Source organism: Denitrobacterium sp., from assembly GCF_056180635.1.
This window is the reverse complement of the sequence record NZ_JAZZJS010000079.1, coordinates 1-23,587: the sequence shown is the minus strand read 5'-3', so window position 1 is coordinate 23,587 and position 23,587 is coordinate 1. Positions and strand designations below refer to the sequence as shown.

23 protein-coding genes, 1 tRNA gene, 1 other RNA gene and 1 pseudogene are annotated in these 23,587 nt (G+C 61.1%); 25 read left to right on the top strand and 1 reads right to left on the bottom strand.

What is annotated here, in order from left to right; genetic code table 11:
• The first annotated feature begins 32 nt into the window (after positions 1 to 32).
• The 21 genes and pseudogenes from rsmI to AC04P6_RS06850 all read left to right on the top strand — a co-directional run bounded on the left by rsmI (position 33) and on the right by AC04P6_RS06850 (position 18,697).
• Positions 33 to 890, top strand: coding sequence for a 16S rRNA (cytidine(1402)-2'-O)-methyltransferase (gene rsmI / locus AC04P6_RS06950; RefSeq protein WP_475565890.1), 858 nt, complete (start codon positions 33 to 35; stop codon positions 888 to 890).
• A 20-nt stretch (positions 891 to 910) separates the two neighbouring features.
• Entirely contained in the window at positions 911 to 1,441 is a 531-nt protein-coding gene (locus tag AC04P6_RS06945) for a M48 family metallopeptidase (protein WP_475565889.1), read from the top strand.
• Positions 1,442 to 1,679: 238 nt separating this feature from the next.
• The gene (locus AC04P6_RS06940) at positions 1,680 to 2,891 is read left to right on the top strand and encodes a coiled-coil domain-containing protein (RefSeq protein ID WP_475565888.1); all 1,212 of its coding nucleotides are present in this window, start codon (positions 1,680 to 1,682) and stop codon (positions 2,889 to 2,891) included.
• A gap of 47 nt (positions 2,892 to 2,938) precedes the next feature.
• Entirely contained in the window at positions 2,939 to 3,910 is a 972-nt protein-coding gene (locus AC04P6_RS06935) for a coiled-coil domain-containing protein (RefSeq protein ID WP_475565887.1), read from the top strand.
• A gap of 100 nt (positions 3,911 to 4,010) precedes the next feature.
• Positions 4,011 to 5,591: pseudogene (gene metG / locus AC04P6_RS06930) on the top strand (methionine--tRNA ligase).
• A gap of 3 nt (positions 5,592 to 5,594) precedes the next feature.
• On the top strand, positions 5,595 to 6,542 hold the full coding sequence (locus AC04P6_RS06925) for a TatD family hydrolase (RefSeq protein ID WP_475565886.1): 948 nt from the start codon (positions 5,595 to 5,597) through the stop codon (positions 6,540 to 6,542).
• Positions 6,543 to 6,583: 41 nt separating this feature from the next.
• Positions 6,584 to 7,111: a flavodoxin family protein gene (locus AC04P6_RS06920; protein ID WP_475565885.1), complete on the top strand. Its 528-nt coding sequence runs from the start codon at positions 6,584 to 6,586 to the stop codon at positions 7,109 to 7,111.
• On the top strand, positions 7,101 to 8,057 hold the full coding sequence (gene rsmA, locus AC04P6_RS06915) for a 16S rRNA (adenine(1518)-N(6)/adenine(1519)-N(6))-dimethyltransferase RsmA (protein ID WP_475565884.1): 957 nt from the start codon (positions 7,101 to 7,103) through the stop codon (positions 8,055 to 8,057). The genes AC04P6_RS06920 and rsmA overlap by 11 nt, the downstream gene beginning before the upstream one ends.
• Positions 8,058 to 8,194: 137 nt before the next feature.
• The gene (locus AC04P6_RS06910; protein ID WP_475565883.1) at positions 8,195 to 8,536 is read left to right on the top strand and encodes a Veg family protein; all 342 of its coding nucleotides are present in this window, start codon (positions 8,195 to 8,197) and stop codon (positions 8,534 to 8,536) included.
• Between the two features lie 67 nt (positions 8,537 to 8,603).
• Positions 8,604 to 8,679 (top strand) — tRNA-Ala (locus AC04P6_RS06905).
• An 80-nt stretch (positions 8,680 to 8,759) separates the two neighbouring features.
• Positions 8,760 to 9,587, top strand: coding sequence for a TrmH family RNA methyltransferase (locus AC04P6_RS06900; RefSeq protein ID WP_475565882.1), 828 nt, complete (start codon positions 8,760 to 8,762; stop codon positions 9,585 to 9,587).
• A 278-nt stretch (positions 9,588 to 9,865) separates the two neighbouring features.
• Positions 9,866 to 10,570, top strand: coding sequence for a cytochrome c3 family protein (locus AC04P6_RS06895; protein WP_475565881.1), 705 nt, complete (start codon positions 9,866 to 9,868; stop codon positions 10,568 to 10,570).
• A 202-nt stretch (positions 10,571 to 10,772) separates the two neighbouring features.
• Positions 10,773 to 11,441 (top strand): cytochrome c maturation protein CcmE domain-containing protein, encoded by a 669-nt coding sequence (locus AC04P6_RS06890; protein WP_475565880.1) that lies wholly within the window; start codon positions 10,773 to 10,775, stop codon positions 11,439 to 11,441.
• 28 nt (positions 11,442 to 11,469) lie between these two features.
• The gene (locus AC04P6_RS06885) at positions 11,470 to 13,665 is read left to right on the top strand and encodes a heme lyase CcmF/NrfE family subunit (RefSeq protein ID WP_475565879.1); all 2,196 of its coding nucleotides are present in this window, start codon (positions 11,470 to 11,472) and stop codon (positions 13,663 to 13,665) included.
• Between the two features lies 1 nt (position 13,666).
• Complete coding sequence (locus AC04P6_RS06880; RefSeq protein WP_475565878.1) at positions 13,667 to 14,392, top strand: ABC transporter ATP-binding protein; 726 nt, start codon at positions 13,667 to 13,669, stop codon at positions 14,390 to 14,392.
• Positions 14,392 to 15,105 carry a heme exporter protein CcmB gene (locus AC04P6_RS06875; RefSeq protein ID WP_475565877.1) on the top strand — a complete coding sequence of 238 codons (714 nt, stop codon included), beginning with the start codon at positions 14,392 to 14,394 and terminating at the stop codon, positions 15,103 to 15,105. Before AC04P6_RS06880 ends, AC04P6_RS06875 begins: the two co-directional genes overlap by 1 nt.
• Positions 15,106 to 15,151: 46 nt before the next feature.
• Positions 15,152 to 15,916: a cytochrome c biogenesis protein CcsA gene (gene ccsA, locus AC04P6_RS06870; protein WP_475565876.1), complete on the top strand. Its 765-nt coding sequence runs from the start codon at positions 15,152 to 15,154 to the stop codon at positions 15,914 to 15,916.
• Between the two features lie 15 nt (positions 15,917 to 15,931).
• Entirely contained in the window at positions 15,932 to 16,150 is a 219-nt protein-coding gene (locus AC04P6_RS06865) for a CcmD family protein (protein ID WP_475565875.1), read from the top strand.
• Positions 16,151 to 16,963, top strand: coding sequence for a UTP--glucose-1-phosphate uridylyltransferase (locus AC04P6_RS06860; protein WP_475565874.1), 813 nt, complete (start codon positions 16,151 to 16,153; stop codon positions 16,961 to 16,963).
• A gap of 576 nt (positions 16,964 to 17,539) precedes the next feature.
• Positions 17,540 to 18,421, top strand: a complete 882-nt coding sequence (locus AC04P6_RS06855; protein WP_475565873.1) for a homocysteine S-methyltransferase family protein — start codon at positions 17,540 to 17,542, stop codon at positions 18,419 to 18,421.
• 6 nt (positions 18,422 to 18,427) lie between these two features.
• Positions 18,428 to 18,697, top strand: coding sequence for a hypothetical protein (locus tag AC04P6_RS06850; protein WP_475565872.1), 270 nt, complete (start codon positions 18,428 to 18,430; stop codon positions 18,695 to 18,697).
• 49 nt (positions 18,698 to 18,746) lie between these two features.
• On the opposite strand, the gene ssrS is transcribed toward AC04P6_RS06850, so the two are convergent.
• Positions 18,747 to 18,924: non-coding RNA, 6S RNA (gene ssrS, locus AC04P6_RS06845), on the bottom strand.
• A gap of 237 nt (positions 18,925 to 19,161) precedes the next feature.
• Between ssrS and AC04P6_RS06840 the strand changes: the two genes are divergently transcribed.
• The 4 genes from AC04P6_RS06840 to AC04P6_RS06825 form a co-directional block, all read left to right on the top strand.
• Entirely contained in the window at positions 19,162 to 20,151 is a 990-nt protein-coding gene (locus AC04P6_RS06840; protein WP_475565871.1) for a glycosyltransferase family 2 protein, read from the top strand.
• A 107-nt stretch (positions 20,152 to 20,258) separates the two neighbouring features.
• The gene (locus AC04P6_RS06835; RefSeq protein WP_475565870.1) at positions 20,259 to 21,776 is read left to right on the top strand and encodes an LCP family protein; all 1,518 of its coding nucleotides are present in this window, start codon (positions 20,259 to 20,261) and stop codon (positions 21,774 to 21,776) included.
• A gap of 83 nt (positions 21,777 to 21,859) precedes the next feature.
• Positions 21,860 to 22,807 (top strand): LCP family protein, encoded by a 948-nt coding sequence (locus AC04P6_RS06830; protein WP_475565869.1) that lies wholly within the window; start codon positions 21,860 to 21,862, stop codon positions 22,805 to 22,807.
• A 183-nt stretch (positions 22,808 to 22,990) separates the two neighbouring features.
• The coding region (locus tag AC04P6_RS06825; RefSeq protein ID WP_475565868.1) for an ABC transporter permease at positions 22,991 to 23,587 on the top strand (597 nt) is incomplete at its 3' end.

The window sequence follows — 23,587 nt, the reverse complement described above, 5'->3', positions numbered from 1 at the left end:
GCCATATGCCAAACGAAACGAAAGGAACGCGCATGTCGGGTGTGCTCTATATCTGCCCCACGCCGCTGGGCAATCTGGGTGATATGACGCCCCGTTCGCTCGATGCCCTTCGCGAGGCGTCGGTGGTGTACGCGGAGGACACGCGCGTTACCGGCAAGCTCCTTTCCCTTTTCGATATCCATGCCCATCTGCAGCGCTGCGATGAGGCGAGCATTCAGGCGCGCGCTGGCGAAATCGTGGAGCGCGTACTTGGGGGCGACGTGGTGGCGTACTGCAGCGATGCGGGCATGCCCGGCGTATCCGACCCGGGCCAGCGCCTTATCGCCGCCGCGCGCGAAGCCGGCGCTCCCGTCGTGGTGCTTCCTGGCGGAACGGCTGTTGCCACTGCCTACGTGGCCAGCGGTTTCACCTGTCCGCGCTTCTATTTCGGCGGTTTCTTCCCACGCAAGGAAGGCGAGCGCGAACGCGTGCTGCAGGGCCTGGCCGCGCTTGATTCCGTGCTCCTGTTCTACGAGAGCCCCCGCCGTGCGGCCGATGCGCTGGGCGTTATCGCGCGCGTATTTCCCCGCAGGCGCGTTGCTCTGTGCCGCGAGCTCACCAAGGCGCACGAGGAAATCCTGGTGGACGATGCGCCCGCAGTGGCGCAGGAGATTGCGCGTCGTACCGAGGCGGGCGAGATGCGTGGCGAATGCGTGCTGGTCATCGACGCGCCCAACGACGCCGAACGCGAAGACGCCCATGCCGATGCGGCCATCGACGCTGCAACGCGCGCTGCGGAGCTGCTGGCCGAGGGAACGCATTCCCGCAAGGACGTCACGAAGGCGCTGCAGAGCGAGTTCGGCCTGAAGCGCAACGAGGCATATGCCATCGTGCTGGAGGCGGGGGCTTGATAGAAGACAGTCTGCGGTTCGTGGACGAATTCGAGGTCCGCGTCCTGCGCAAGCGGGTGAAGACGCTGCGCATTCGCGTTATGCCGCCCGACGGCCACGTTCAGGCGAGCGTGCCCATGGGCATGCCCTTTTCCCATGTCGAGCGCTTCATTCGCGACAAGCGATCCTGGATTCTGCAGCAGCAGGAGGCGCTGCGCTCCTCGCCGCAGACCACCGCGGCCCTTGCCACGCCCGAAGACGTGCGCGAATGGCGGGCGGTGGTGAGCGCGTTCGTGCCCCAGCTGGTCGCCCGCTGGGAGCCCATCATGGGCGTGCGCGTGAAGAGCCTGGCGTATCGCAACATGAAAAGCCGGTGGGGAAGCTGCCAGCCCTCCACGGGGCGCGTGTGCGTCAACGTTCGCTTGGCGCTCTATCCGCCCGAATGCCTGGAATACGTCGTCGTGCACGAGCTCTGCCACCTTTTGGAGCCCAGCCATGGTCCGCGCTTTCACGAATTGATGGACGCCTTCCTGCCCGATTGGCGCACCGCGCGCGACAAGCTGAAGGCATAGCGTTATCCCATGTGAGCCACTATGAAACCCTTCAAGTGGCATTCATATCCTGTCCATACATCCTCCATGGGCAAAATGCCAGCTCAAAGGCCAATGCGGCGTGATTTCGGCTGCTTGGCGGCCGTGTGAGCGCCCCGCGCTTTGAGGGTGGGAAATGACCTTCGGTATAATGAGCCGAGCTTTGCGTTCTACCGTGGAGCAGGCGACGGCATGTTGCCGTCGCGGAAAGGCATGGTACATGACACCAGAAACGCACTACAAGCCATGCGCGAGTGCGCGTACGGCCGCGCAAGCGGCCCTTCGCGTGTCCTCGCGTTTCCTCCGAAGAGAGCATGCACGCCATTTCGCATCGCGCGCCGCATTCTCGCTCTTCGTCTCCTGCGCGCTTGTGGCCGGAACGATGCCCACCGCCGCTTTTGCCGACGATGCCGCATCTTCCGACATCGATGCATCCGCCGAAAACCTTTCGACCCTTCAGAAGCAGGTCGAGGCTTCGGCAAACGAGTACAACACCGCCATCGACAAGCTTGCTAGCCTGCAGGAGCAGATGGAGGATAACCAGCAGCGCATCGACGAGATCAACGAGCAGCTTCCCGAGCAGGAAAAGCGCAGCGCCGACGCGTTCCGCGTGCTGTATGTCCTGCAGCAGGAGAGCGGCGGTCTCATCGAGATGGTGCTGAGCAGCGAGAACTTCACCGAGTTCATCCGCAATATCGATTACCTCGATTGCCTGCACGACCATAACGCCAACGAGCTGGCCAAGCTGACGTCGCTCAAGGAAGAGCTCGAGTCGACGCAAGCCGAGCTGCAAGAGGCCACCGAGCAGGCCGAAAGCGAAGCGGCTCGTGCCGAGCGCGCTCTGGCGCAGGCTCAGTCGGCGCGTAAGGAAGCCCAGGAAAAGGCCGAGGCCATCGCCGCGCAGCAGGCTGCCGAAGCCGCTGCAGCCGCCGCCCAGGACGCATCCGATGCCGGCTCGTCGAACGAGGCGGGCGTCGATGCCCAGAACCCCGCGGTCGACACGTCTGCGGAAGATACGTCGGGCAACGTGAGCGGTTCGGTTTCCTCGGGTTCGGTGGATTGGTCCGCCGACAAGACGTCGTTCGTGAACCAATGGTCGTCGCGTATCGATTCGTATCTTGCCGGGTCGCCCCTTGCGGGCCAGGGCAGGGTATTTGCCGAAGCCGCATGGGATTACGGCGTCGACCCGCGTTGGTCGCCCGCGATCTCGTACGTGGAAAGCAGCATGGGCGCATACTGCTTTAGGTCGTATAATGCATGGGGATGGGGTTCTTCCAGCTGGGGTAGCTGGGAAGAGGCTATTCGCGCCCATGTATCCGGGTTAGCGCGCATCTATGGAAGCACGCTCACCTACGACGCGGCGCGCAAGTATTGTCCGCCGAATTCAACAGGGTGGTACAACAAAGTGTTAGCGCAGATGGAATCAATCTAATCATGAAGCGGGGGATGGGGTGCATAGTCGCTCTATCCCTTGTCGTAGTGTGCGCATTTCCGCCTAGCGTCGCCTGGGCCGATTCCACCTGGTACGAAACGGCTGCTCCCGTTTCGGAAGCGGAGATGTCCGACCTGCAGAAGCAGGTTGAGGAAACGTCCGCCGCATACGATGAGGCCACGGCCGCCGTCGAAACCCTCCAAGCCGAAATCGAGGCCAATCAGAAAACGCTTTCGCAGGTGCGTATCGAGCTCGACGCCCAGAAGGACGATTCCGCGGCCGCCATGCGTCTCATGTACAAGATGCGCCGTGGTGGCTATGGCCTCATCGACCTGCTGGTGAACACGGAAGACATCAACGACTTCATCGACAACTGGGAATACCTCGATAGCATCGAGCGGCACAACTATAACCTCATCGAGCATTACGCCGGGCTGAAGGCCACGTACGAGCAGACGGAAGCCGAGCTCGCGCGTCAGAAAGAGGAAGCCGACCAGCGTCAGAGGGAAGCGGCCGATGCGCTTGCCGCCGCGGAGGCGGCTCGCGAGGAGGCTCAGAACCGCGCTGCCAAAGCGGCCGAGGAAGAGGCGGCCAAGCTTTCCGCTGCGGGCGTCATCGACAACAGCGTCGATTGGTCGGTTGGAAAAGAGCAGTTCGTGGCCACGTGGACGCAGCGCATCGACGCGTACTTCGCGGGCACTCCCATGGCGGGCACGGGCAAGGCCTTCGCCGAGGCCGCATGGCAGTACGGCGTCGACCCGCGCTGGTCGCCCGCGATCACGAATACGGAAAGCAGCAACGGCGTGCATATCCCGGGCGGCTATAACGCCTGGGGTTGGACGGATGGCAAGGGCGGGTACCGCACGTTCAGTTCCTGGGAAGACGGCGCGCGCCAGCATGTCGCCTACCTCGCGCGCTCGTATGGATACACCATCACCGTCGCCCATGCTCAGAAGTACTGCCCGCCCAATTACGAGTGGTGGTACAGCAACACGCTCGCCAACATGAGGAAAATCTAAAGAGTGGTTATAAGGCCCTAATTGCCGCTATACTCGTGAACTTGCAGAAACTAATAGGCCCGCGAACCGCGGGTGGAGGGTTAGTCGAAAGAGAGCACCCATGTCGAAAGGCACTTTCAGCATCACCACGCCTATCTATTACGTGAACGCCGCGCCTCATCTGGGCACGGCATACACCACCGTCGGCGCCGACACGCTTTCCCGTTACAAGCGCATGGACGGCTACGACGTAGCTTTCGTCACGGGCATGGACGAGCATGGCCAGAAGGTCGCGGACACCGCCGAGGGCAAGGGCATGACGCCCCAGGGCTGGTGCGATAGCATGGAGCGCGCCTTCCGCGACACGTGGGAGCTCCTCGACATCAGCTACACCGACTTCGTGCGCACGACGCAGGATCGTCAGACGCGCACCGTTCAGAAGTTCTGGAACGACCTGTACGAGGCTGGCTGGCTCTATAAGGGCAGCTACGAGGGCTGGTACTGCGTGCACGAGGAAACGTACTACGCGGAAAGCGACCTCGAGAAGAACGAAGAGGGCGTGTACGTGTGCCCCGATTGCCATCGCCCCGTGCAGACGGCCAGCGGCGAGGAGAACTGGTTCTTCAAGCTCTCCGAAATGCAGGAGCCGCTGCTGAAGTTCTACGAAGAGCATCCCGATTTCATCCTGCCGCAGACGCGCCGCAACGAAATCGTGAAGTTCGTCGAGGGCGGTCTGAAGGATCTCTCCATTTCCCGCTCCACGTTCGATTGGGGCGTTCCTCTGCCGTTCGACGAGGGCCATGTTGCCTACGTGTGGGCCGACGCCCTGCTGGCGTACCCCACGGGCCTGGGCTTCGCCGACCCCGATCGCGGTGACGAATTCCAGAACCGCTGGCCCTTCCAGTATCACTTCGTGGGCAAGGACATCACGCGCTTCCATTGCGTGATTTGGCCCGCCATGCTCATCGCCGCCGGCTGGCCGCTGCCCGAGCACGTATTCGGCCATGGTTTCCTGCTCACCAAGGGCGAGAAGATGAGCAAGAGCAAGGGCAATGGCGTTATGCCCAAGGACCTCGTGAAGGTCTTCGGCGTCGACGCGTATCGCTACTACTTCATGAGCGATGTGCAGTTCGGCCACGACGGCAACATCTCCATGGAGCGCATGGTGCAGGTGTACAACGCCGATTTGGCCAACACCTGAGGCAACCTCTGCTCGCGCGTGTTCAACATGACGGGCAAGTACTTCGATGGCAAGGTGCCCGCTGCACCTGCCTCTGCTGCCGAAAACCCGCTGCGCGAGGTTTCCGACGCCCTGTACGAGCGCTATAACGCCTGCATGAGCCAGGTCGACTTCACCGGTGCCGCCGCTGCCGTTCAGGAGCTTGCGGGCCTGGTGAACCACTACGTAGAGGATTCCGCTCCCTGGAATCTGGCGAAGGACCCGGCCAAGGCCGACGAACTCGCGTCCGTTATCTACAACGCCCTCGAGGCGTGCCGCATCATCGCGCTGTTCATGGCGCCGTTCATGCCCAACACGTCTAACGAGGTCTTCCGCCGCCTGTCGCTGGGCGACATCACGTCCGTTGTCGACATCCAGGCCGCAAGCGTATGGGGCCAGCTGCCCGCCGGCAACGCCGTCGAGAAGGGCGATCCGCTGTTCCCGCGCCTGGCGCTCGACGACATCGACCTGAATCTGGAGTAGCGTATGACCGAAGCCGATCCCGTTTTCTACGACACGCTCTTCAGGAAGAAGCGCAAGAACGGCACGTACAAGACCGTGCCCGCTCCCAAGCTGGAGGGAAAAGTCGCCGACACGCATTGTCATCTGGGCATGGTGAGCCACTGCGACCTTTCCCTCGCGCGTGCCGCGTACTACGGGGTCGACTTCCTCTGCAACATTACCGACATCGTGGAAGATGCCGGTGCTACGTATGCGGGGCTCGACGGCTGGAAGATGGGCGCATCCGCCTGGTTGATGCAAATCGCCCCCGATGCCTTCGTTTCCCTGCCCACCATTCGCCTGGCATGTGGGTGCCATCCGCACAACGCGAAGGATTACACGGGCTTCACCGACGAAAAGCTCCAGCAGAAGCTGCGCGACCCGCGCACGAGCTGCCTGGGCGAGGTGGGTCTCGACTACCATTACGACCTTTCCCCGCGCGACGTGCAGAAACGCGTGTTCCGCAGGCAGGTTCAGCTGGCGCATGAAAGCGGCTTGCCCCTGGCGCTGCACATTCGCGAGGCGCACGACGATGCGCTGGCCATCATGCGCGAGGAGGGCTTTCCGGCTGCGGGAACCATCCTGCATTGCTGCAGCCTTTCGCCTTCCGAGCTGGAACCCTGGCTCGAAGCCGATTGCTATATCGCATACGGCGGGGCCATCACGTTCGCATCGTCCGACGAGGCGCGCGAAGCCGCGAAGCTCGTGCCCGAGAGCAGGCTCCTCACGGAAACCGATTGCCCGTACATGACGCCCGCGCCCCTGCGCGGCGAGGAGAATGGCCCCGAGTTCATCATCTTCACCGCGGAGCGCCTTGCGGAAGTGCGCGGCATCGAAGCGGGCGAGGACCGTGCGCGCTTCCTGAAGGTGCTGCACGACAACGCGATTGGCCTGCTGAATAGAAAGCCCACGGAATGGCAGAACGCGCGATAATATGCGCTTCGCCCCGGCTTGCGGGGCGCTCTGCCCAAGCTGTGCGCTTGGCGCAGGTTGCGCTGAGGCGCCTGTATCCCCACGACAAGCTTACCTGCATCTATCTTGCGAAACGTTCTATTTCGCCGTGCGTGGGGTGCGATGCGTGCCGCGATGCGGGTTCGTGCTTCCGCCACGACGACATGGCCGAGCTGCTCGCCCTTGTCGCGCGCGTCGACGAGCTCTACATTGCGAGCCCCATCTACTTCGCGGGCCCGCCTGCTGGCTACAAGGCATTTCTCGATCGCTTTCAGCCGCTCTTCTGGAAGGATGCGCGTCATGGCGCCAAGCGCCCCGCGTACTTGCTGGCCATCGGCGAGGGCGGCGACCCGTATGGGTGGGAGCCACTGATCACGTGCACGCGTTCGGCGCTTCATCTGGCGGGTATCACCATGAAGCGCGCCGTTGGGTGCATCGGGCGCGATGCGTCGTTGCCCGCGCACGTGGCCGAATGGCTTGGCGTGCAGAATGCCGATGAGGCACTTTTCGATGATCCCGATTCCGCGAAAGGAAACGAACATGCCCGATAAGCTTTCCCCGTTGGCGAGCGTTTCCGCTACGCGCGACGTGCTCGATGCCCATGGCCTTGCCACGAAGAAGGCGCTGGGCCAGCATTTTCTCATCAACGATGGCGTCGTTTCCAAGATTTGCGCGCTCGCCGAGCTCACGCGCGACGACGTGGTACTGGAAGTGGGTCCCGGCATCGGGACGCTCACGCTCGCGCTCTTGCGCAAGGCGGGCAAGGTCATCTCGGTCGAACGCGATACCGACCTGCCGGCTGTGCTCAAGCGCACGTGCGCCCCGTTTGCGTCTTCCATGGAAGTACATGTGGGGGAGGACGTCGAGAGCGTGCCCGTGGAAGGTTCCGATGCGCCGTTCTGCCTGATCAGCAAGGATGCCCTGGAACTTACCGCCGAGCAGCTGCCCGCGCAGCCCAACAAGCTCGTGGCCAATTTGCCGTACGCCGTCGCGGCGACGCTCGTGCTCGATGCGTTCCAGCGCTACGAATCGCTTCAGAGCGCCACGGTCATGGTGCAGGCGGAAGTGGCCGACCGCATGGCGGCCAAGCTGGGCACGAAGGATTACGGTGGCTTCACCGTGAAGCTGGGGCTGTACGCGCGTCCCGCCGGCCGCTTCAACGTGTCTCCCGGCAATTTCTTCCCGCCTCCGCGCGTCGACAGCAGCGTGATTCGCCTCGACCGCATCTCGCTCGCCGAGCTGGGCATTACCGAAGACGAACGTCGTGCCACGGCCGTTATGGCCGATGCGGCATTTGCCACGCGCCGCAAGACCATCCTCAACTCTTCGCGCACCTATTTCTCGGGTCGTGCCTCTGCTGGGGTTGAAGTTACGCCCGATATGCTGCGTGAGGTATTTGCCGAAGCTGGCATCGACGCGGGGCGCCGTGGGGAGTCGCTCTCGTTCGAGGAATTCACGCGCCTTGGCTGCGTTGCTCATGCGCGGGGCATTGCTTAGCGCATCTGGGCATTCGCCCCAATTGTGAAACATCGGTTAAGTTTACCTGCAAGGTCCCATTCATCTGCGGTTTGTTTGACGGGCGTGATAGAATGCAGCATGCCGTCTTTTATACGATATGACGCAAGGAAGTACGAATGGAACTAGAACAGCAGGTTAAAGTAGTCGATTCCATCCATCAGAAGCTCGATGAATTCGTCGGGCAGCGCCTTTCGGTGCGTGCGAATATGGGTCGTTCCAAAATCGTCGAGTCCGAAGGCGTGCTGGTGCAGGTTCACCCGCAGCTTTTCATTATGGAAGTCGATCGCAAGCGCGGTCGCAAGTCTCGTCAGTCTTACCAGTACGTCGACGTGCTCACGGGCACCGTCGAACTCAGCCAGAATGGCGAGTCCCTCTTCGGTTCGCTCATCGAATCCATCGGCGGCGAAAACGAGGAGTCGCCTCTTTCGATGATGGAATCCGCTCAGGTGGAGAACTAATTCATAAGTCTCTTTCCGCTTGACATTCAGCAGGACAATGGGCAAAATACCTTCTTGCTGAACCAATGGGGATGTAGCTCAGTTGGGAGAGCGCAGCGTTCGCAACGCTGAGGCCGAGGGTTCGATCCCCTTCATCTCCACCATTGATTGCATAGGCCGCTCGCGAGTTTTCGCGGGTGGCCTTTTTCGTGTATCGCGCCATATAGAGAAGCCGAGGAACGCCATGTTGTACCAGATTACCGACCCCACCGACGAACGCGTCGCCCCCTTTGCGGGCATGCGCGACGCCCAGTTGCGGGGCGACGAGGGGGCTGGCCCCGGCCTGTTCATTGGCGAGTCGCGCAACGTCATCAACCGCGCCCTCGATTCGGGCGTGCGACCGCATTCGCTGTTCATGGAAGAGAAGTGGGTCGATAAATCGCAGGACCTCATCGAGCGCTTCGGCGAGCTGGGTGCGCCCAGCCTGGTGGCTTCTCCCACCGTGTTCAAGGCCATTACCGGCTACGACGTCACGCGCGGTGCGGTGGCGTGCCTGCATCGTCCGGAACTGCCCTCTCTCGAGAGTGTGCTTGCGGGGGCGACGCGCGTGGCCGTGCTGGAAGACGTTATGAACGCCACCAATATAGGTGCGGCGTTCCGTTCCGCCGCGGCCCTGGGCATCGATGCCGTGCTGCTTACCCCGTCGTGCCACGACCCGTTCTACCGCCGTGCCGCGCGCGTTTCCATGGGCACGATCTTTCAGGTGCCGTGGACGCGCATCGGTCGCCGTCATGAGCAATGGGCGGCCGAGGGCATTCCGTTTCTGGAAAGCCTGGGCTTCAAGACGGCCGCGATGGCCCTTTCCGACGACAGCGTCTCGCTGGATGATCCGCGTCTGCGGGAGTGCGAGAAACTGGCCATCATCATGGGCACGGAAGGGGAGGGATTGAACCCCGAAACCATCGCCCGAGCCACTTTCACGGTGAAGATTCCCATGGCCCATGGGGTCGATAGCCTCAATGTCGCCGCCGCGAGTGCTGTAGCCTTTTGGGAGCTACGCAAACGCTACTAGTGGTATAGCAGAAATGAGAGATACAAAATATGTATCTTCGTTAATAAGTCCCTGGGCCTGCGGAAAGGCTCAAATCCTTGGTTCTGCGCTGGCAAAATAAACGTTGTGTATCAGTCGATGATTTTGTATGATAACGCGGTCAGGTCAAGAATCCCCCTTAATGGGTGATGCCTTGACAAGGGGTTTTACCGTACAGTGCGGAGGTGTGGAAGCGTGCACTTGCAGCTGCATTCTTCCAACTGGAGGTAAAACGAGAAGCATTTGGAAGGAGGTTAGGAATGAGCGAGGAGACTAAGGGATCCACCACGGCCGCGACTCAGCAGGCAGCTGCAGAGCCTGCTAACAAAAAGAAGAAGTGGCCTATCGTGGTGGGAATCATCGTCGTTGTGATCGCTGTCGCGGGCATTGGCTTCTGGAACTGGCATAACCAGCCGAGCTTCTGCAACGCGATCTGCCACACGTCGATGGATGCCTACGTTGCCACGTACGACCAGGAGGCTAACACCACCGGCGTCGACAAGTACGGCAACGAGGTATCGAACACCAATGCGATGCTGGTTGTGTCGCACAAGGAGCAGGGCGTAAACTGCCTGGGCTGCCATGTGCCCACCCTGTCGCAGCAGCTCACCGAGGTCGCTGAAACCATCACGGGCGATTACTATTACCCGCTGGAGGAAGTCGGCACCGAGGAGCTGATGGTGAACTCGGGCCACGAAGAGGGCACGGGTGATGAGTTCTGCCTGAAGAGCGGTTGCCACGAGATTACTCGTGACGATCTGACGCAGATGACGTCCGACATGGACTTCAATCCGCATCGTTGGCAGCACGGCGAAATCGCTTGCAGCGAGTGCCACAAGTCGCACCGCGCGTCGGTATTCTACTGCACGCAGTGCCACTCTGAGGCGTCTGCAAGCATGCCGGATGGCTGGCTGACGTACTCTGATGGTCAGAAGGCGCTTGCAACGGCGGAAACTCTGTCGTAGCGTCTGCCTAAAGAGGCACCAAACGTTGTTCGCTAGAGGGGTTTAGCGTTCAACGAGCAATACGAAGGGACTTGTCGGTTCGCCGACAAGTCCCTCGTTGCTTTTTTGGGGGTATTGTCGCTTCTGTAATACGAGGGTTACCTCTCTGGTACCATTCGGTATTCTGGGTGACTGCCGTGAAACAGGTGGGAAGGAAATTGCGTTGAACGCTAAAACGAAGAAGCGCATGATTGTCGTTACGGGCATCATCGTCATGGTGCTCATTCTCATTCTTGCGATTGTAGGTGGAAGCACTTCCGCCAAGACCATTGGAATCGCCGAAGCTCTGAGCGGCGAGTACATCGACCAGCGTGTGCAGGTTACCGGCAATGTCGTGGATAACTCGTACACTACTACCGGCAACGTGCTCACGTTCAGCATCTACGATCCCGACAATGAGGAAGTCAGCACGCTCAACGTCAGCTACGACGGCGCAGCCGCTTCCACGTTCGGCAACGATGTCACGGCCATTTGCACGGGCAAGATTGGCAAGGACGGCGTGCTCTATGCGAGCGAGATGGTAACCAAGTGCCCCTCCAAGTACGAGAGCGGCACCGAAGCGCTTACCGTCGACCGCATGCTGGGCTACGACTCCGACATCACGGGCACCACGGTGCGCGTGAAGGGCCAGATCCAGGCTGGCAGCCAGAATGCTGCTGGTCAGGGCGACCGCTTCGTGCTCGCCGACCCCGATACGGGCGCGGTTGTGTCCGTTCAGTTCGACGGTGCCGTTTCCGAAGAAACGCTCGCCGATGGCGCCTCCGTTGTCCTTACGGGCAACCTCACCGCTGAAGGCAAGTTTTCCGCGACGAGCGTGGCTCTGGCTGAATAGCCCCGCTCGGTAAGAAAGGTTTTCATCTATGGCATTTACCGGTTTGATGGGGCTGCTGGTGGGTTTTGCGGGCATCATCGTGTCCGTTGCCTGCCTGATTATCGGCACCATTCTTCGCTCCAAGAACCCGCAGGGTTCGGGGGAGACGCTGGTGTGGGGCGGCCACGTTGCCGTCGTCGTCACCTTCCTGGCTCTCACGTTCTGCTGCGGTTTGCTCGTGTTCTGCTTCCTTACGGGCGACACGAGCATCGAATACGTGGTGAGCGCGCAGAGCAAGCAGACGGGCGTGTTGGGAGTGCTCTATCGCATTTCCGGCCTGTGGGAGGGCCGCGAGGGCTCGCTGCTGTTCTGGGCTTGGCTCATCTCGCTGTTCGCCAGCGTCATGGCGATTCGCAACATGAAGCACACGCACAAGCTCGACAGCGTGGCGCTCGTCGTCATTCAGGTCGTGCTTGCCGGCTTCGTGGGCATTCTGCTCTTCTCGGAAGATAACTGCCCGTTCGTGGCAATGGCCGAAAGCTATTTCGACTCCGAGGGCAACCTCACCGGCGCCGCTGCGCTGTGGGGCATGAACACCCTGCTCGAGCATTGGGCCATGGCCATTCATCCGCCTGCGCTCTTCATTGGCTATTCGGGTCTTACCGTTCCGTTTGCCTATGCGGTTGCCGCGCTCGTGGTGGGCGATAGCAGCGATGCGTGGGTGCGTCGCTCGCAGCGCTACACCATGGTCGCCTGGTGGATGCTGGGCATTGGCATCGGCCTTGGTTCCGTGTGGGCCTACGTCGTCCTTGGCTGGGGCGGCTACTGGGGCTGGGACGCCGTGGAAAATGCCAGCTTGCTGCCGTGGCTCGTGGGCGTTGCGCTCATTCATAGCCTCACCATCTACCGTCAGCGCGGCGCATTCAAGCGCTGGTCCATCATGTGCGCGTGCATCACGTTCGCGTTCGTCATCACCGGTACGTTCATTTCCCGTTCCGGCCTGATCGAGTCGGTGCATGCGTTCGAGGGCGACCCCGTTTCCCTGGCGCTGTTTGGCTCGCTCATCGTGCTTTCCCTGCTCGCGGGCATCGTTGGCCTGGCATTCCGCTGGAAGCGCTTCGCTCCCCAGAGCGCAAGCGACGAGGCTGTGGAGTCGCTGGCTTCCCGCGAAGCTGCCTACTACTTCAATAACGTTCTCATGCTCGTCTTCGCCATCCTGGTGTGCTACCTCACCGTGGCGAGCGCCCTTCCCAGCTGGATGCCCTTTGGCGGCACGAGCGTGAGCACCGGCACGTACAATTCCGTGGCGCGCCCCCTTGGCGTGTTCTACCTTGCCGTTCTGGCCGTGTGCCCGCTTCTTGGCTGGTCGTTCACCGACCGCAAGTCGTTCGTGGCCAAGGCCAAGATTCCCGCCATCTGCGGCCTCGTGCTCTTCGTCGTGCTGGTGGCGTACTCCTTCATGTACCTGTTCCCCAGCTACGACGCCATCATCGACGCCGGCGGCAGCGCGGGCATGGGCCTGGCGGCCGAAGGCCCCGGTTGGTACTACAAGGGGCTCACCATCGTCGGGTTCCTCGTGGCCAGCCTGCTGTTCTTCAACACGCTGTTCATGATCGCACGCGCCTGCAGCGCGTATGCGAAGGCCCACGGCACCAACCCCGTCGTCTCGTTCTTCAAGATGATTGGCGGCAACGCCTCGCGCATTGGCGGCTATACCGCCCACCTGGGCATGGGCGTCATTCTCATCGGCCTCATCTGCTCTTCGATGTACGTCACCGAAAAGACCAGCTACGTCACCTACGACGAGGAAGCCGATACCGCCGAGGAGTTCACCATCCAGGACTTCACGCTGAAGTACACCGGTAACTACATCTACGAAGGCGACAGCGGCAACGACATCTTCTACGTCGTCGAGTTCGACGTGTATCGCAACGGCAACTACGTCGGCCACGTGGCTCCCAGCATGCAGCTGGTTGAAAGCACGCAGCAGACGAAGTCGAACGCCGCCGTCATCAACTTCGCCGAGGAAGACCTGTTCGTCGTGTACAAGGGCGTGAACAACGCCGGCGACTTCAGTCTCGACGTTCGCGTTAACCCGCAGATCAGCCTGGTATGGGCGGGCTTCGGCATGCTCATGCTCGGTTCCGCGATTGCCGCCCTCGGCCGTCGCACGAGCAAGAAGAAAGCGGTAGCCGCGCCCGCCGAAACCGGCGCTTCGGCTTCCGCATCCAACGAGGAGGAATAGCGTGGAAGACGCCCCCCAAGCCGCAATCGATCTTTCCCATGTGAGCAAGGTGTTCGGTCAGCGCAAGGCCGTCGACGACCTGTCGCTGACCGTGCCTGCGGGGGCGTTCCTTTCCATCTTCGGCCCGAACGGGGCGGGGAAGAGCACGCTGCTGCGCATGCTCGCCACGCTCTCGCGCCCCACGCGTGGCCGCGCACGCCTTGCGGGAATCGACCTGAAGGACGACCCCGATGCCGCGCGCGAGCACATTGGCCTCATCTCGCATAACTCCATGCTCTACGGCGACCTCACGGCCGAGGAGAACCTGCTCCTCGCCGCGCGTCTATACGGCATCGTCGACGCCCAGGAGCGCGTTGACGAAATGCTCGAAGCCGTGGAGCTGTCTCACCGTCGTCTCGATACCGTGCGCACGTTTTCCCGCGGCATGACCCAGCGTCTCTGCATCGCGCGCGCACTTCTGCACGATCCCGATGTCGTGCTGCTCGACGAGCCGTATTCCGGCCTCGACCCGCATGCCGTCGAAATCTTCGACACGCTCATCGAGCAGGTGCGCGATGGCCGCACGTTCGTGATGGTCAGCCACGACCTGCGCAAGGGCTTCGGCGTGTGCACGCATGCCCTGGTGATGGCGAAGGGCCGCAAGGTCGCCTATGCGCCCAAGGATGAAATCGATTTCGACGCGTTCGAGGCGTTGTACATGAAGACGGTAGGGATGGGGGTTTCCTAATGGCCGTTCAGATTCGCAAGCCTTCTACCTTCCAGCAGTATCTCAACCTGCTGGGGAAGGACATGCGCCGCGAGTTTCGCACGCGCGAGATGCTCACCGCCATGGGCATCTACGCGTTTCTGGTGCTGGTGGTGTATGGCGCCGCGTTGTCCCAGACTGCCAACACGTTCGACGTGCTGCAGATGAGCGCGGGCCTTCTGTGGGCCCTCATCGTGTTCACGTCGCTGCTGGGCCTGAATCGCAGCTTCGCGCACGAGCAGGAGAATGGCTGCCTCGAGGGCATCCTTCTCGTGCCGCTCGACCGCAGCGTGGTGTTTCTGGCGAAGGCAACGAGCAATTTCCTCTTCCTTCTAGCAGTGGAAATCATCGTGCTGCCCCTCTTCTACTTCTTCTTCCTCACCACCACGACGCCGTCCGACAATTGGCCCATGATGTTCCTGCCCCTGCTGGTGGGCACCATCGGCATTGCCGGCATCGGCACGCTGCTCGCCACTATCACGGTGAACACGCGCGGCAAGGACGTCCTTCTGGCCGTTCTGTTCATCCCGCTTATCTATCCGCTGCTCTACGCATGCGTTTCGGCCACCACCGTCGTCATCGCCGGGGGAGACGTGCAGGGCGTTTTCATTCCCTCGCTCGCACTGGCCGGTGGCTACGACGTTGTGATGGTCCTGCTTTCCTGGGTGCTCTACGATTTCGTGATCAGCGCCTAGGAGACTCTCTTCGTATACAAGTCCGCACTTCGACAAAAGGAAAGGTATGACTAGGAACACTCAGAAAAGCCCCCGTGTGGGTGGATGGTGGGATTCCATTGCCCCCGCCATCACGCTTGTCGGTGCGCTGCTGACGACCGTGGGCTTCGTGCTCGCGTTTACGCTGGCAGGCCCGGTTAATGGTGCCGCGGTAGACGGCGTGGAGGTCATTGGCGGCCAGATGGTTGCCAACCAGCTGCTCTTCTCCCAGAAGATCTTCTACTTCCACGTGCCCACGGCCATCGCCAGCTTCGTGGCTCTCACCGTTACCGCGTACTACTGCGTGCGCTTCCTCATGACGCGCGATGCCGCCTACGACCTGCGTGCGAAGGTGGCAACGGAAGTTGCCCTCGTTTTCGTCATCGCCGTTATGGCCACGGGCGAGATGTGGACCCGCTTCGAGTGGGGCGTCTGGTGGACGTGGGAACCGCGTCTTACCACGTACCTCATTCTCATGCTGCTGGTAATCGCGTACTTCGTGCTGCGCGCATCCATCGACGACCCTGAGCGCCGCGCCGTCTTCTCGAGCGTGTTCGGCCTCATCATGTTCGTGGATGTGCCCATCTGCTTCATGATCACGCGCCTCATCCCGTCCAGCGTGCATCCCGTTATCTTCCGTACCGATTCGGGTCTTTCGCCCGATATGCTCGTGCCGTTCCTGCTTGCGCTGTTCGGCATGCTGCTCGTCACCTACGGTCTGTTCCGCCTGCGCGTGCGCGTTGCGGAGCTCGATTCCCGTGCCGAGCGCATTAAAGAGCAGCTAGACGATTAACCCGAAGGAGCAACCATGAACTCGATTCTCGAACAGATTTACGCAACCATTCTCCCTTCCGCCCCTTATGTTATTGCGGCGTATGCGCTCGTTTGGCTCGCGCTTTTGGTGTACGTTGTATTCATCACCGTGCGTCTGAAGAAGACCGAAGCTCAGATGGCGGTGCTGGAAGAAGCGTTGGCTGCCAAGAGCGTCGACGCCACCGATAGCATTACCAAGAAGGAAGTTCACTAAATGAAGGCTCTCATTCCTGCAGCTGGCATGGGTACGCGTTTCCTGCCCGCAACCAAGGCGGTTCCCAAGGAAATGCTGCTCGTAGTCGACCGTCCGGTAATCCAGTACGTCGTCGAGGAAGGTCTTGCTTCCGGTGCCGACGAAGTCGTGATTATCAACAGTCGCGAAAAGAAGGCGATCGAAGACCACTTCGCTCCCAACCCCCAGCTGGAGGAAACGCTCGAAGGCCGCGGCAAGAAGGCCTACGCCGAAGCCGTGCATCATGCTGGCAACCTGCCCGTGAGCTTCGTGTATCAGGACGAGCCCCTGGGCCTGGGCCATGCCGTGCTCTGCGCTGCCGACAAAACGGCCGGTGAGCCCTTCTTCGTGCTCCTGGGCGACGTCATCGTCCCCGGCAACGACATGCTCAATCGCATGAAGGCCATTTCCGACGAGCACAATGGAGCGAGCGTCATCGCCGTGCTTCCCGTGCCCGACGACCAGGTAAGCCGCTTCGGCGTTATCGACGGCGTGGAAGTTGCCGATGGCGTGTGGAAGGTCAACGGCCTGGTGGAGAAGCCGCCCGTAGAGGAGGCTCCCTCCAACCTCACCGTATTCGGCCGCTACCTGCTCTCTCCGCGCGTTATGGAGCTCCTCTCCAGCGTGAAGCCGGGCGCTGGCAATGAAATCCAGCTCACCGACGCCCTCGACGCCGTTCTGGCCGAGGAGGAGATGTACGCGATGGTCATCAGCGACGACGAAGGTTTCGACACGGGCACCGTTGCCACGTGGCTCGATACGAACAATCGCCTGTACGCTCGCAAGAACGCCTAGTTCTCGCGCGTTCAGATAGCCTAGTTTCGGGGCCCTGCCAATATGGCGGGGCCCCGTTGTGTTTCAGCCTGCGTATGCGTCATGGAACGTTGTGGGGACTGCGTATGTGGGGCGTGCGATAGGCGTACTTCGCCTCGGCGCATCCTGCGCGTGCGTTTGGGGTGGAATAAAAGAATGGCCCGAGCCTGTAAGGGAGTGGGCTCGGGCCAGCAAGGAGGGATGGTGCTTGCGCACCCGCTGCCCGGTAGGTTAGGGAGGAGGGAGAACCGGACAGCTTCAAACTTTAGGAGGGATAACCTTTCGTTTGATGAGTCCATTATAGAAGGTGGGAATGCAGAAACCACGACAGCGCCGTGCGCGTTTTATGAACTGCGTATCGGTAGAGTAACAGGCTTACCCCAGCGACGTTACAAACCGTTTCCATGGCTGGTTCTCGCCATGTTCGCGATGCTGCGTTCCGCCGCTTTCCCTGTGCATTCGCGTGGGGTTCTTGCGGGTGGGACGCTATACTTACAGGAACGCAATGCCATCGATCGGGCGCTCTGGGTGCGCCGATTTCGAATAGATAGGAGCACCATGGCGGATATCCAACTGCGCTTCCACAAGGACATGCTCGTTCTTTCAGGATGCCTCACCGAAACGCTTGGGGCTCAGGGCTTCGACGAGGCCCAGCAAATCCTGCTTCCCGTAATCGAGCCCGAGGTCATCGAGGAAACGCTGCGCCTGCAGGTTGCCACGGGAGCGCCATGCCTCGTTGCGCCCACGGCGGCTATCACGCGTGCTCGCTTGGCTCACGTGCGCGCTTCCGACAAAGACGAGCAGATTGCGAAGGCCGCCCTTCAGATTGTCGCCGCTTTCAAGCCGCAGCACGTCATCGCCGAAATTGGCGCCACGGGCCTTCCCATCGACCCGTCCAGCAAGTCGTCGCTCGTGGCGAACCGCGACCAGTATGCCCGCGCCGCGCAGGTGCTGGGCGCCGAAGGCGTCGACGCCTTCTTCCTGAATGGCCTTGCCAGCCTCGATGACATCCGCTGCGCTCTCATGGGCATTCGCAAGGAATGCTCTACGCCGGTATTCGTGTCGGTAGACGCCGCGGAAGACGGTACGATCTCGGGTGGCCGCGAGTCGCTGGAAGATGCCGCGCGTCTTGCCGCCGAATTCGAGGCGGATGTCTTCGGTTTCGGTGCCGCTGCCCAGCCTGCGGCGCTTTGCGAGCTTGCCCGCCGCGTAGCCGATGCCACGCCGCTTCCGCTGCTGGTGCAGGTGAGCGTGCCCGAGCCTCCCGCGCGCCGTCCGCGCCTCAATCCTGGTGCGTTCGATTCGCCCGACGGCATGGTTGCCATCGCGCGCGACTTGCGTGCTGCGGGCGCCCAGTTCCTGCGTGCAACGGGGAAGGCGACGCCCGCCTACACGGGCGCTCTTGCCGCGGCCGTTGCCGGCCTCGACTGCGTCAGGTAGGCGCGCATGGGCATTCGGCAGCCTATTAGCAACATCAACCGCAGCGACGATTACGGCGTGCTTCAGCGCGTCGTCTCGAAGCTCTTCGAGCGCACCGATGTGGTGAGCCGCATGGATGTGGTCATTTTGGCCGAGTCGTACGACCTTCCGGCCGACCTCGAGGAAATCGTGTCGCTTCTGCCCCCGGGCCATTACACGCGCGAGCGCCTGTGCGATCAGCTAAATTCCGCCATTGCCGGCCACGCATGGGGCCAGGTATACGGAACGGTGGAGTAGGGCGCATAGCCCCGTAAACGAGAGGCGGGCAGACCGCATGGTCTGCCCGCGTAAAGCCTCACCCCCGCCCTAAGGATGAACCCACCTCAGAAAGGTGGGTGCCCGCAGCTTGGTTCCTGGCTTTCGCACCAACGGGTGCGAATCTCCATTTCGCAAGCAATGTAGAGCTCCCTAACAAAATGCATCGGTCCATCGCAATATTACGGGGATCGAAGGTGAAGCCTAGCTAGACTATATAGCATTTGGGGGTGCGAATTAAAGCCTTGATATCTTCTCCGTAATGTGGTGAACTAAAGATATTGCGGCAGTATCAATTACCCGCCCAATACGCCTCTATGCAGGCGTTTCTTTATATCGAGCCTCATGTCATCAGACGTGCGTATGGCTTCTTCCGCGTGACCCCGTATCTTCCATGTCGATACGCTATCATTATGCGGAATTCGCTAACGAAAGGAACGCCGCAGATGACACAGACTTCCCCCAAGGTGTCTATTCTCGTGCCCGTGTACAACACGGAAAAGTACGTGGGAACGTGTCTCGATTCGCTCGTTGGGCAGTCGCTGAAGGACATCGAAATCGTCTGCATCAACGATGGCTCCACCGATTCCTCGCTGTCGATCATGTCGCAGTACGCGCAACGCGACGCGCGCGTGCGCATCATCGACAAGCAGAACACGGGCTACGGCGATTCCATGAACTGTGGCCTGGCCGCGGCGCGGGGCGAGTACATCGGCATCGTCGAGCCCGACGATTTCGCCTCGAAGCGCATGTTCGCCACGTACGTGAAAGCCGCCGAGCGCTTTGGCGCCAGCGTGGTGAAGGCGAACTACCGCGAGCACCGCGAGGGCGCGTGGCGCGATCCGCTGGCAGTGGTGTACGGCCAGTTCGCGTACTCGAAGCCCTTTTGTCCTGCTAGCATGCCCGCTATCGTGAACACCACGCCCAGCATCTGGGCGGGCCTGTATCGCCGCGATTTCATCCTGGGGCAGGGGATTAGCTTCAGCCAGACGCCCGGCGCGTCGTACCAGGACGCCTCCTTCGCGCATCAGTGCTGGATCGCCGCCGACCGCGCGGTGCTTCTGCGTGACGGCTACCTGCATTACCGCATCGACAACGAGGCTAGCTCCTCGAAGTCTTCCGCGAAGGTGTTCCAGGTTTGCTACGAATACCAGCGCACGTTCGATTTCCTGAGGAACCGCGGCGAGGAAGCGTATCGCACGTTCGCCCCGGCGCTGAACGCGGCTCGATGGAACGGCTACAAGTGGAATTACAACCGCATCGCGGCCGACAGCCATCTTGCCTTCGCTCAGCAGTGGGGACGCGAGATGCTCGACGCGAACGAGGAGGGCATGCTCGACATGGCGTTGCTGCCCGCGCAGGACAGGCAGCACGCGCAACTGCTCATGAGCGATGCGGAGGGCTTCTGCAAGCGTTTTCCCGGCGAAATCGCGTAGCGTTCACTTATGTTAAATGACCGCAAACGCCTGCGGCGATGGCAAAGCGAGGGCGTTTTGGGTTACCCTAGGTGCTTATGTATGGCGAGTTAAGCAAGAGGTAATCAGTGAGTCGCAAGAAGAAAGATTACAGCGTGCCGCGAGGCGCGAATCGTTTGTACGGCGACCCTTATGCCCAGAACGCCTATAACGGCTATGGCAATGGGGCGTATGGCGCGAATGGCCACATCCCCCAGCAAAACGCAGGTTATGCCCAGCCTGGGCAGCCCTATGGCGCTCCCCATGGCGCGGCCAGCCCGTATACCCAGAATCCGTATGGCCAGCCGCAGTACGGCAGGAACCCCTACACGCAGAACACGCAGGGCAGGCCGTACGATTATGCCTCGGGTGCTCGTCGCGCCCAGCAGGCCCAGCAGCAGTACAACCCCTACGCCCAGCAGGCGCAGCGGGGCGCCTATCAGGCGGCCACCGGCGCGCCGTACCAGAGCCGCTATGGCTATCAGGGCGGCAACGCCCAGTACGCGCAGCAGGCTCCGCGCGGCAAGCATGCCAAGGGTGCGGGCGATTCGTTCGGCTCGCATGCGGGCGGCCCCGGTTCCACGGGCTCCATCGGCAAGCGCAAGATGAAGCGCGGAAAGAAGATCGCGCTCATCATCCTGGGCGTCATCCTCGCGCTCCTTCTGGCTGCCGGTGCCGCGCTTGCCTGGTACATGCATTCCATCGACAGCGCCATGCAGCTCGACGATGCCGACAGCATCAACGCGGCGCTCACCGACGTTTCCATGGACAAGCCATTCTACGTGCTCCTTCTGGGAAGCGACTCCCGCGAGGGCTCAACGTCGGAGTCGTATAACACCACCAACGCGTCAGACGTCATCATCCTCGCGCGCGTCGACAGCACGAGCAAGAAGGTCACGCTCGTCTCCATTCCGCGCGACACGGCTTGGGTCGATGGCTCGGGCAATACCGTGAAGCTCGACCAGGCCTATCAGCAGGGTGGGGCGGCTGCCAGCATCAAGGCGGTCGAGTCCATCACGGGCGTGAAGATCAGCCACTACGCCGAGATTCGCTTCGGCCAGTTCGAGACGCTCGTCGATTCGCTGGGTGGCATCGACGTCAACGTGCCCACCACCGTTTCCTACGCCGATGCCCTTACGGGCGAGCAGGTCACCGTGGAAGCTGGCGAGCAGACGCTCAACGGGCAGGAAGCGCTCATCTTCGCGCGCGCCCGCCACGATTACGCTTCCGACGAGGAGTCGAACAGGCAGAAGGCCGTTCGCCAGATCGTGGGTGCCATCGTTTCCAAGATCCAGTCGAAGTCCGCAGCGGAACTGCCCGGCACCATCATGCAGGTGGCTAGTTGCGTGGGCACCGATTTCACCAGCCAGGAGCTTCTGCAGCTCGCCGTTTCCTTCAACAGCGGCGTTACCATGTACAGCGGCAGCGGCCCCTCGGAGGGCGATTACGATGGCGAGCTCGACGGCCAGTGGTTCTGCTACGATGATCCTACGGGTTGGTCGAAGCTCATGCAGGTTGTCGATTCCGGAGGGGATCCCTCGACGGTAAGCTACTCGGGCGACGTCGTCACGTTGCCTGGCTCCACCGACAAGGTGACCATCTCGTAATAGGGATAAGACGCTCGGGCTGGCGCAATGCAGGGTTTGCGCTGCAAGGGGCCCAGGCGTCGAAATGGGAAAGGAACAGGGGAATGAAGAGGAATGTTGCGAAAGCCTTAGCGCTTGCCCTGGCTCTGAGCCTTGGTATCTTCGCTCTGGCGGGCTGCTCGTGCGCGAAGCAGGAGGCGACCCAAGACGATTCGTCGACGAACGTGTCCGATGTTTCCGAGGAAGTAGTGGTTCCCACCGAGCCGTTCTACGTGCTGGTGGTTGGCGACGATAGCCGTACGGGCACCATCGAAGCGGAAAAGGAAAACCAGTCCGACACCGTCATGCTCGTGCGCGTCGACCCCAAGACGTACCACATCACGATCGTCACCATCCCGCGCGATACCACCACGAACATCAACGGCAACGACACCAAGTTCGACCAGGCGTATCAGTATTACGGCATCGAAGGTACGGTGCAGGCGGCCGAAGACCTCACGGGCGTTAAGATTTCCTACTACCTCGACATGGGCTTCGTGGGATTCGTCGACTTCGTGAACGATATCGACGGCGTCGACGTCACCGTTCCCATGACCATCTCGCTCACCGACATCATCACGGGCAAGAAGATCACGGTCGAAGAGGGCGACCAGCACCTGAATGGCAACGAGGCCCTGGTGTACGCTCGCGTGCGCAAGGCGTACGGCGACGACATGGAGGCCATCCGCCAGACGCAGGACCGTCAGATTCTGCAGAGCCTCATCACCAAGGTGAGCAAGCTTCCCGCCGACCAGGCGAGCGTTATCGTTCCCATGTTCGTGTCGCAGCTCACGAACACCAATATGGATTCCGCCGTTCTCTCCAAGCTGGTGGAGGACTTCGCCAACCATAGCGACTCCATCACGTTCGACTCCGCGAGCGGCCCCTATCAGGGAAGCATCGTCGACGGCATCTGGCTCATCCCGCGTGACGAGGAAACCTGGGCTCAGATCATGGCCGTGGTTGATGAAGGCGGCGACCCCGCAACCATCATCGCCCCGAAGAACGTGTAGAACGAGCTCGAGACCGCCCGCACAACGCCTTACGAATACGGCTGGACGTGGGCGGTTTCGTTGTGTGATAGACTATGCGGGTTGTATTAGCTGGACGGATTAAGATTGCTAAAAACTTTCTCTAATATTCTGAAAGACAACTGGCAGTGGCGTACCCAAATCAGCCACCTTGCCGTCTTCGAATTGAAGAAGCGTGCACGCGGTGCGGTGCTTGGGTGGGCGTGGCTCGCCATCAAGCCCATCGTCTTCGTTGTCGTCTTCTGGTTCGCTTTGGAAGTCGGCCTTCGCGCAAGCAGCACCACGTCGGGCGCGTATCCCTATTTCGTGTGGCTCGTCGCGGGCCTCATTCCGTGGTTCTTCATGTCCGACATGGTGAACACCGGCTCCGACGTGCTTCATCGCTACCCATACCTCGTGAACAAGGTGAAGTTCCCGCTTAGCGGCATCTCCACGCTGTACACGCTGTCCACGTTGCTCATCGATTCGGTGCTCTTCGTGATTCTGATGTTCATCTACACGGCATATGGCATGCCTTGGGATATCTACCTCATCCAAGTGCCCATCCTCCTTGTTCTCATGTCGGTGTTCTGGAACATGGTTTCCATCATGAACTCCCAGATTTCGGGCATGAGCAAAGATTTCGGCCAGCTCATGAAGGCGCTGAACAACCCCTTCTTCTGGCTGTCGGGCATCCTATTCAACATGGAGATTCTGGGGCCCGCGGGCTTTGGCTGGGCGGCCGACATCATGCTCTTCAATCCCATCACCTTCTTCGTCACG